General features: G+C 59.0%; 8 protein-coding genes and 1 riboswitch. Of the genes, 6 read left to right on the top strand and 2 right to left on the bottom strand.

Annotation, left to right across the window (positions count from 1 at the left end; all coding sequences use genetic code 11):
* Nucleotides 1–797, bottom strand: a 797-nt coding sequence (locus tag VEZ38_RS09635) for a carbohydrate kinase family protein (protein WP_324893142.1), incomplete at its 3' end; no start/stop codon positions are given.
* A 223-nt stretch (nucleotides 798–1020) separates the two neighbouring features.
* Between VEZ38_RS09635 and VEZ38_RS09630 the strand changes: the two genes are divergently transcribed.
* The 6 genes from VEZ38_RS09630 (at nucleotide 1021) to VEZ38_RS09605 (ending at nucleotide 9753) form a co-directional block, all read left to right on the top strand.
* The gene (locus tag VEZ38_RS09630) at nucleotides 1021–4278 is read left to right on the top strand and encodes an OmpL47-type beta-barrel domain-containing protein (protein WP_324893140.1); all 3258 of its coding nucleotides are present in this window, start codon (nucleotides 1021–1023) and stop codon (nucleotides 4276–4278) included.
* 147 nt (nucleotides 4279–4425) lie between these two features.
* Nucleotides 4426–5289 (top strand): copper amine oxidase N-terminal domain-containing protein, encoded by an 864-nt coding sequence (locus VEZ38_RS09625; protein ID WP_324893139.1) that lies wholly within the window; start codon nucleotides 4426–4428, stop codon nucleotides 5287–5289.
* A 157-nt stretch (nucleotides 5290–5446) separates the two neighbouring features.
* A complete protein-coding gene (locus VEZ38_RS09620; RefSeq protein WP_324893138.1) occupies nucleotides 5447–7243 on the top strand; it encodes a hypothetical protein in 1797 nt (598 codons plus the stop codon).
* 28 nt (nucleotides 7244–7271) lie between these two features.
* Complete coding sequence (locus tag VEZ38_RS09615; protein ID WP_324893137.1) at nucleotides 7272–8675, top strand: hypothetical protein; 1404 nt, start codon at nucleotides 7272–7274, stop codon at nucleotides 8673–8675.
* Nucleotides 8676–8862: 187 nt separating this feature from the next.
* On the top strand, nucleotides 8863–9267 hold the full coding sequence (locus VEZ38_RS09610) for an O-methyltransferase (RefSeq protein WP_324893136.1): 405 nt from the start codon (nucleotides 8863–8865) through the stop codon (nucleotides 9265–9267).
* Nucleotides 9268–9303: 36 nt separating this feature from the next.
* Nucleotides 9304–9388: riboswitch (cyclic di-GMP riboswitch) on the top strand.
* Nucleotides 9389–9489: 101 nt separating this feature from the next.
* A complete protein-coding gene (locus VEZ38_RS09605; protein WP_324893135.1) occupies nucleotides 9490–9753 on the top strand; it encodes a hypothetical protein in 264 nt (87 codons plus the stop codon).
* 102 nt (nucleotides 9754–9855) lie between these two features.
* Here VEZ38_RS09605 and VEZ38_RS09600 read toward each other — a convergent pair whose 3' ends face one another.
* Nucleotides 9856–9951 (bottom strand): IS3 family transposase, encoded by a 96-nt coding sequence (locus tag VEZ38_RS09600; protein WP_324892563.1) that lies wholly within the window; start codon nucleotides 9949–9951, stop codon nucleotides 9856–9858.
* Between the last annotated feature and the right edge of the window lie 7 nt (nucleotides 9952–9958).

Here is a 9958-nt window from a genome sequence, read left to right as displayed (position 1 = left end):
GAGAAGGCGTCGCCCGCCCCGCTGGAGTCCACGAGGCGCGTCGGGAAGGCCGGTTGATGGCCGGCGAGGCCGGAGGCGCGGTCGTAGAAGACGGAGCCTGCGGCGCCTTGCGTGACGACCAGAGCTCGCAGGCCGCGCGAGTCGGCGAACGAGCGGACGGCGTGCAGCCTTGCGTCGTTCGCGAGCCCGGACCAACCGTCGCCGCTTGCGGGACCTTCGTCCGCCCCGCGCAGTCGGTCGAATTCGATATGGTTGCAGACGAAGGCGTCCAGCTCCGCGAGCAACTCCGGATGGCGTGCCGCGACCTGCAGGTTGTGCGGCAAGCCGTATATGGGTAGGCCGCGGCATCGGGCGAGGGCGATCGCGGAGACCGATTCCGTCAGGTCGATCGAGAGCGCCACATGCGTCGCGCCGCGCAGCGCGTCCGCGCCGGCGTCGTCGAGCAGTCCGAGCAGGCCGTCGAAGTTCGGCTGGCGGGAGATCGACCCGGCGAGGTCGCCGTTCTCGTCTAGAATCGCGAGCCATAGTCCCATGCCGCGTTCGGCGGGACGTACGAAGTCGACGTCGACGCCTAGTGCGCGCAATCGGTCGACGGCCTCGCCGCCCAGCGCGCTATCGTCGACGGTCGCGACGAGCCGCGTCGGCGCGCCGAGCGACGCGAGATTGACGGCCACGTTGCGGCCGACGCCGCCGTGGACGAAGCGAACGTCGCCGACGTTTTTGCCTTGCGGGTCGTAAGCGAATGCCGCGTAGCCTTTCACATCCAGGAAGATATTGCCGATGACGGCGATGGTCATGACCGGGGAACTCCCTTTTCAACGAGTTGTTTCTGTATATTGTATCAAAAACTCGGAAAATGAACCGATCGACCGATAGGATTCGACCTATTTCATGGTACTATATAACTAATATGGAGATGATGACGCGGACATCGGCTCCGCCCCCCGGGGGCGGGCTTTGTTGTGCTCGGATGACGGTTGCCAAGCTGCATAATGTTCATAGGAAGTGAGGGATAAAATCATGTATGAGAAAATCCGGAAGTGGCTTCTTGCAGCGCTCTATGCGACGGCGGCGGTTGGCATCTTTGCGGCGCTTCCGAGCTCCCCCGCCTCGTCGGCAGGCGTTCCGGATTTGGCCGTGGACATCGTGCGCGCCAGCAACTACTTCTTGGGCGGTCAGCAATATACGCTCACGGTCCGCAACGTCGGGGATGGGCCGACGGACGGGACCGCTGTGACGGTGACGGTCGATTTGCCGACCGGCCTTTTGCTGAACTCGATTTCCGGGTCGGGTTGGACGTGTAACAACCTGACCGATACCTGTACGCGGTCGGACGTTCTTGCGGCGGGCGGCGTGTATCCGGTCATTACGGTGACGAGCGGCATCTCGCTGCTAGTTGACCCGTCGTTGACCGCGACTGCGACGGTCACCGGCGGCGGCGACGGCGGCGACGAGAGCGCGTATTCGGGCTTCGAGCTGCCGTCCGTTACGATTTCGCCGTCCGGCAGCGGCGGGGCGTGGGCGAAGACCGCTTCGGCGACGATCGACGTCACACAGCTGTCGCTCGGCTTGGGCCTGGATCCAGGGTTGTTCCGGTATATGTGGACGCAGTCGCCGACGCCGCCGGACGCGTCGGACCCGGGATGGTCGAGCTTCGCGGACGGCGAGTCGGTCACGCTGTCCGGCGAAGACGGCGCTTGGTATTTGCATGCGGTCGCGGGCGATGTCGCCGGGAACCTTCTCACGGTCAGCACCGATGCGTTCTTCTTGGATAATACGGCGCCTTTGCCGGCTGTGCCGCAGTTCGTTACCGATCTTGGCGGGACGTATTCGGTCGCGTCCTGGACGAACAGGACGGTGCTGGTCGACTGGGGGGCAGCCGACACCGGGGGCAGCGGCGTGAGTACGCTGGAATATTCGCTGGACGGGAAACAGACGTGGTGGCCGGTCAGCGGGTTTACCCTCACCGAAGGCATGCATGCAGTCTTCTTCCGCGCTACGGACGCGGTCGGAAACTACGCGGATACGACGGCTTATAACATTTATATCGATATGACGCCGCCGGAGCTGGATGTAACGCTCACGTCAGGCGAGGGAGATACGTATGTTAGCGATACTTGGGTGCAGGAAACCGTCACCCTCGCGGCTTCGGCGGTCGACCTGACGACCCACGTCCCGGCCGCCGACTTCGAATACAGCGTCGACGGGGGGGAGACGTTTTCAGACCTGACGGGCGATTTGACGTTCGCGACCTCGGGCGTCCGGAATGTCGTCGTGCGCGCGAAAGACGTCGCGGGCAACCTCGCGACTTTCGCTTCGGTGGTGAAGGTCGACAAGACGGCGCCGACGCTTACATACGTCATGGAGAAGACGAACGGACAGGATTATACGCCGGGCACGAAGAGCAATCAAGCGGTACGCTTCCGCTCGCTCGCCGCGAACGATGTGCATAGCGGCATCGCGTACGTGCAATATTCGTTGAACGGCGGCGGCTCGTGGCTGCCGATCGGTTCGTTCACTTCGATCCATGCGAACGGCAACTTCGATTTGCGCATCCGGGCGTACGACTTGGTCGGGAACGTATACGATACCTCCACGGCCGTCGAGGTCGAGATCTTGACGCCGGTCATCGCGCTGACGCCGTCGGCCGGTCCGTCGAACGTCGGCATCCATGTCACCGCGGGGGTCAGCAACGTCGCGGACGGTTTGGTGACGACGAAGTGGGCCGCCGGCGTGCGGGACGCGGCGTATTTCGCGACCGAGGGGACAGGGTTTACGGGCGTGTTCCTCGCGACCGAGAACGGCGTCTATACCGTCTACGCGCGAGACTCGATCGGCAACGAAGGGGTACAGACGATAACGATCGACCGCGTCGTTCGCACCCCGCCGACGTTAGCGCTGACCGTCTCGCCGGAGGCGGCGACGAACGAAAGCGTCGCCGTCCATGTTGGGGCAGCCGTGTACGGAGAGGAGGTCGGCAATGCGCTGCAAGTCGTGAAGTGGGAGGAAGGCGACATCGCCGATCCGGAGCACTTCGCCTCCGCCGGGGACGATATTACATCATCGTTAAGCTTTCAGGTGAGCGCGAACGGGACGTATACGGTGTACGCGAAGGACCTCGCGGGCAACGAGACGCTGACGACGGTGAACGTGACGAACATCGACGTCGTGACGCCGTCCGTTACCGTAGACGTCGCCCCCGGCGCGCCGACGAACGGACCGGTGACGGCGACGGTGACGGCGACGGTGTACGGCGAGTCGAACGGAATCGAGTGGCTGCGCTGGGAGCAGGACGGCGGCGAGTCGTCTGATCTGCTCTTCGAGGAAGTCGAGGACGGCGATCCCGACAGGAGAACCTACCTTGCGACGGCGGTTGCGACGACGAACGGAACGTACGCGGTTACCGTAAGGGACACGTTCGGCAACGAGAAGACGCAGACGGTCGGCATCGGGAACATTTTGACGACGCCGCCGATCGTGACGTTGACGGCTTTCCCGGCGCCGCCGGAGACGACGGAAGGCAGCGTGAACGTCTTCGTCTCGGCGGCGGCGGTCGGTTCGATGAACGGCATCGCCGTGCTGAAGTGGGCGCCGGGTCTGTATACGGTTAGCGACTTCGACACGGTGGAGGGGTACGTCTCAACGGTCGACGCGTTCGCGATTACGGCGGAGGCGAACGGATGGTTTACGGTGTTCGCGGAGGACCTCGCCGGCAACCGTGCGGCGGCGTCCATCGAGGTGACGAACATTGTGTCGGTGCCGCCGGAGGCGTCTCCGACGCTGCGTTACGCCGTCGCTTACGCACATGGAGACGACAGTGTCGTTAAGCTGGTGTTCGACCGTCCGCTCGAAAAGACGAGGACGCTCGACGCTGCCGCGTTCTCGTTCGCCGGCGTGAATGCGTCGGCGGCGATGGCGGGCTACGACGCTGCAGACCCCCGCGCGGTATGGGTGGCGTTGGCCGCGACCGACGAATCGTCCGCGATCGTCTGGAGCTCGGGCGCTTCGCTCTCGCTCGGCGCGGGCGCGGTGCGCTCGGCGGCGGGCGGCCTGAACGAAGTGCTCGCCGGCTTCCGCATCGTGACGCCAGCGGCTGTCTCGGCGGCGAAGGCCGCGATCGATCCGTCGGGCGGAGGCGTCGGGATGGCGCAGCTAGTCGCTTACCTGCGTCAGGTCGGACCGATCGATCTGGACGGCGACGGCTACGCCGACCGCAGGGACCTCGAGATACTCCTGAGCTTCCTTCCGGCCATCTCGTTCGCGGCGCACGAAGAATAGAAAAGGTTCCGACCCTCTCGCTTGGCGAGGGGGTCGGTTTCGTTTTCTGGGATAAATTGATTTCCTGCCCCGACCCCCACATAACGGACAGCCTGCCCGAACGTTATGGACATCAAGAGAACATACATATCAGGGAGGATGATTTCGATGGAACGGAACCATTGGACGAAAAAGACGGCATTGCTCGCGATGAGCGCATTGGTGGCCAGCATGAGCCTTGGCATGGCGGCGGCGGGCGCTGCGGAAAGCAAGGGCAAGAGCGAGACGAAGGCGAAGGCGGAGACGAAAGCCGAAGCGAAGGCGAAGGTGGAGCTCGAGGCGGAAGTCGAGTCGGAGGCCAGCGTGACGGGAGACGTCTACGGCGACGACACAGGCGGCAAGCACGGCGGCGGCAAAACGCACGGACTGGAGAAGGCGCTTGTGAAGCTGCAGTTGAAGGAAAATGCGGCGGCGGAGGTCGTGCTTGAGATTTTAGCCGACCGTTCGGTGGACGCGGCGGCGCTCGCGGCGGCGCTCGAGGCGGAAGGCGAGCTGGAGGCCGCGGTCGCGGCGCAGCAGGAGGCGGCGGTTGCGGCTCCGACGGACACGAAGCTGGTGAAGAAGCTGGCGAAGCTGCTGGTGAAGGCGGGCCGCACGGAGCTGAAAGCGTTCGTCAACGGCAAGCAGCCGGAGTTTGACGTGAAACCGTTCACGAAGAACGGTCGCACGCTGGTGCCGTTCCGCGCGATTTCGGCGGCGCTGCAGGCGGAAGTCAGCTTCGACGACGCGACGCGTACGGTGACGGTCGTGCGCGGCGACGTGACGGTGAAGCTGACGCTCGGCAGCGATACGGCGTACGTGAACGGCGTCGCGGTGAAGCTGGACGTCGCGGCGGAGTCCGTGAACGGCCGAACGGTCATCCCGTTGCGTTTCCTGAGCGAAGCGTTCGGCGCGACGGTCGACTTCGACGCGGAGACGCAGAGCGTCATTATAACGGAGACGGAGACGACGGCGGCGGTCGAGGCGGAATAACAAAAACTATACTTTACCAACCGTAATGCGAACTTATGCATTACGGTTTTTTTTTACAGATTATTAATGATTAAATGAATAGGTTTAACCCAATTTCAACCTTGAACTGGTATACTTAATATCTATTACCGATAGGAAACGAGGGAGAATGGGATTAATGAGACGTATGGAGTTTCGACGATGGGTAACGGTGGCGTTGTCTTGGTGCCTGATGATTAGCGTGATCGTTCCGCCCGGAACCGCGTTCGCGGTCGATGAAGAAGTTGGCGCGGCCTCCGTCGTTAAGGTGGAGGGAGGCGCCTCTTTCACGACTGCTCTGCTGGAGGACGGCACGGTGTGGGCTTGGGGGAATAACTCCTCCTATCAGTTAGGGACGGGAGATACGACGTCTTCGAAATATTTCCGCCAAGTTACGATCGGCGCGGAGACTCCGTTGCCCGAAGCCGAGGACATCGAGGTCGGCGAAGCCTTCGCGCTTGCTCGAACGGTTACCGGAAGCGTATACGCTTGGGGTACGATAGACTCATACCCGTTGCTCTCATTTTCCACTCCTTCGGAAGTCGAACTCCCTACAGGTGTAACGGTGAAATCCATCTCTGCAGGGAAAAATTTCGCTTTGGCACTCGATACGGAAGGATTTGTTTGGGCCTGGGGTAACGATTCGTATGGACAACTCGGACAAGCTGCCTGGACGACTCAAGCGGCAACGCCCCTGAAGGTAAAGACGGGGGCCGGAGAGTCGGACTATCTTAGCGACGTCGTCGAGATTGCGGCAGGCTTCTCCCATGCGATGGCGTTAAAGGAAGACGGTACGGTCTGGACTTGGGGGCAAAACATCTCCGGACAACTTGGTCACTCTACCGGGGTATCCGATGTGAACGTCGCTACCCAGGTGCCGGGTCTTACCGGCGTAACGCATATCTATTCAGGTCCGAATGCGCAAGCCTCTTTCGCGACGACTGCAACAGACGTATATGCTTGGGGGAGAAACGCTACGGAAGGCGAGCTTGGCTTCGAGGATGGTAACCACGTGAATCAGCCCACGCCGAAAATTGTGCCCAAGTTTCAAAATAACCTCCCCGTTTCTATCCATCCGGTTAATTACGTGACGCTTGCGCTTCAGCAGGACGGCCGGGTCATCGGTGTGGGCTATGACCCATGGGAAGATCTGCTTGGTCTAGATGAATCTAATTACGAAATCAACTATAGCAACACCTTCGTCGAGATTAATAATTTAGAAGAAGTCCAAGTCCTTTACACAGGGTTTTCGAACGCTTTCGCCATGAATGCAGACGGGTCCGTGTGGGGTTGGGGTAAGAACAATACCGGTAACGCCGAATACTTGCTCGGCGCTTTCCAAGAGGCATGGTCGCCTGTTCCGACGCCGGTGAAACAAAGCGAGATCAAAGCTTACGATCTTTCGCCCAAGCCGGTGGAGAACGTGCAAGTCACCGTAGAGCGGGACACGATCGAGGTCAGTTTCGATGAACCGTTATTTTCGGAGCATCAGTCTATCGAAATGGAGGTGTTTTATAACGGTAATACCGAATCCCCGGAGTTCATCCAGACGAGAGATGCCGGCGATAACCAGTTCGATTTAGCCGAACTCGAGCCGGGAGATTACATCATCCGGTTGTACACGAAGCGGGAGGACACGGTTTCCGCTTTCGTTGATACGGTCGCGACCGTGGCCGAACCCGGAGCGACGCTGACGGTGACGGCGGAATACCCTGACGGTGAAGAAGTGAACTATGGGTATTTGACGCTTTACCAGGGCGAATCCATCGTCGACACGGCCGAATTTGGCGAGGGAGGGCAAGCGACATTTACCACCTATCCCGGGATGGTCGAGCTTCAACTATCTATGGGGGAAGGGTCGATGTGGTACCACGATGTTGAGAAATTGGTATATTTACTGAGAGGGCGAGAACGCCGTACATCTCTACCTTCATGACAGCTACCTTCCTCATCCGGAGGAGGTCATGGTAAGCGATTACGATGCAGGCGATGTCGATGGCGTATTCTCGGGGACGGTTGAATGGTACAATTCCTTCTCTGATGTAATAACCTATGATGCGTTCAGACTTTATTTTGAAAATGACGCCGGCGAGCTGAAAGGCCTCGCTTCTCCGAATGATATTTCGGCAGCGTCAGAGGAGTATTCCGTCACGATCACCGATAAAGTGATTACCGATGAGACAAGGATACGCTTTTACACCGTGACCGGCGGTGTTGAGAGTAGAACGAACTTGTTCGTCCCCCTTTGGGATATGGGGCCCGAGGCCATTCTACAGGCCGCGCACATGGTAGACCGGGATCCGGAACGGGATAGTTACGATCCTATTGCAGCCTTCGATCCGGTCGCTCGAACGGGTCCGGCGAAAAAATACGGAATCGTGGGTCAATCCGAGTATGACCTAGACGTCTTTGCCACCGCCCCTATAAATCAAAGCAACTATGAATTGCAATTCCCTTACGATCCAAGCAACGGGGTCCTGCTATACGTTGTCGTCCTTCTGGGGGAGAAAGATATCCCTTCGCCTTGGGGAGCCCCGATTCGGGTCGTCGATAACGTGAGAGGGACGACAACCGAACCGTTCGTCATCGAGCCGGAGGGGGAGTCGCCGTCTTACGTCACATTCCTTGATGGCGATGAGGATGTAACGGAAATAGGAGGCATTCTTCGCTGGGAGACGACGGAGCCGTTCGGAAGCGCGGAAATTTTATTTGCGAATGACGCGGGTACGCTCTGGACGAATCCGTTGCTTAGCGTAAAGTCGTTCTTCTGGTTGTCTTTACCCGTGGAAGAATCCTACGAAGGAGACGAGGAATACGGTTTATATCATACTTCGGTTATGATTCCGATGCATACGCCAATTCCCGCCGGCGCGACCCGTATCGCAATTTATGATCGGGAATCGAACGGCCCGCCGTCCTATCTGTCCCTGGGGCTGGCGCCGGTCATCGTCTCCACAACCGCAGGCGTGATTGTGGAGGATGGGGTGTCCTATATCCCTAGAGGGACGAACTTGCAGCACTGGTTCGACACGGTAGAGGTGACGCACGGGGCGACAAAACAATTGCTTTACAAAGAAGACATGACGCCGGTCACCATATCCTCCGTTATGTTAGTGAAGGATGATTACGTCCTTCGCGTCTCCTTGGGAGGCGTTCATTCCGACTTTGCCGTACGCACATTGAGCGGGGCGTTGAAGCCGTCGGGTGACGAAACGAGCATCCAGTTGAGCGATGTCGTTTCCTATTTGCAACTACTGCAGACGGATGTGAATGGGGATCATGTGTACGATCATAACGATATTTTATCCCTTCTGAAGGAGATTTCTCCTGCGGTCGTGGAAGAAGTCCATCTGCCGCCATTGTTATAAATGCAACCAGGCCTCCCGGAACTTTACGTTTCGGGAGCTTTTACATCCGAGTGTCGCATCTTGTAGAATTTTTTCGCTATTTGCAAAATTACTATTGTCACAAACTGGTTATTCCACTATAATAGGACACACGACCCACTAGTTGACGCGCGTGTAATCCTGTTGACAGAAGGGGGGTAAGTAATGTATGGAGATGTCCGAGGCGCTGACGAAGCAATTGAATATGGTGTTCGGGAAGTTGAGCGAGGAGCTTTCGAACTTGTCTTCCGGCATCGTCTTCGTTCAAATCCGCAATAACGTCATCGGGAAGTTCGGCATTCGCCATGACCCGTTCGAGACGAGCAAGACGAGGCCGTTCCAAGGAACGAGCGGTTTGACCGAAGCGCAGCGGAACGATTTTCGACGGATGGCGATTCAGGCGTTGAGTCACAAAGTCGGCTGGACGCATGGCGAAATTCAATTCGAGTTCGCCGTACGGCAAGGCAAGCTGCGGCTTAGCATTACGTTCGAATCGAATTACAATATGTCCAGTCTGTTGCCGAAGTTCGATTTGGGCGGCGGCTGGGGCGCCGGCGAGGTGGAAGGTGCATAGCCGAGACGGCGCGTTACCAATTACATAGCGATTTGGCGAATGTCAAGGCAAACCCGCTGAAAGGCGGGGACGCAAAGCTATAGGGGCTACGCTCGCGAGAGCATGCCAGCCAGCTGCCGCAAATCGAGCCGATGATGAACTGGCGTACGAAGCACGTACCGGCTCACTTGCAGCGCTTGGCTGCGGGTGGGCTTTTCATTTTCCGGGAAGAAGGGGTTGCGGATGATGTTTAAGACGGTATGTATTCTTCTGCTGACGTCGATGTTCGCGCACTACGGGCAACCTGTCGAGTTGGGGCAAGCGGCGGACCGGTTCGCCTGGGCGAAGCCGGCCGTGCAGCCGGTGCAGCCGGGGGATGCCGGCCCCGAGCGGGGCGGGGAATACGCCACGAGCAAGGGCGTGCTGGAGCGGAGCCTTCGATTGCGGTCGCGGCTGAATACGCATTTGCTCATGTTGAAGTTTAAGCTGGCGCGCGGAGGCGAATAGCGAGCCGCATGATACGAAAATAGAAGATTTGTGGCGAAGCACGCCCCTGTTCCTCCTTCGGGAGTGGTCAAGACCCATTTTTGTGGACAGTTAAATAACACCCTATGCAGCGAACTGGCACCTGTACTTCACAGGTGTCAGTTTTTTCAACTTTCTTTGAGGTCGTTCGTGGTTATAAAAGTGAATGTATGCCTCAATTCGCCTT

Source organism: Paenibacillus sp. (assembly GCF_035645235.1).
Classification (GTDB): domain Bacteria; phylum Bacillota; class Bacilli; order Paenibacillales; family YIM-B00363; genus Paenibacillus_AE.
The sequence above is the reverse complement of the archived record's forward strand: the minus strand, read 5'-3'. Positions and strand labels throughout refer to the sequence as shown.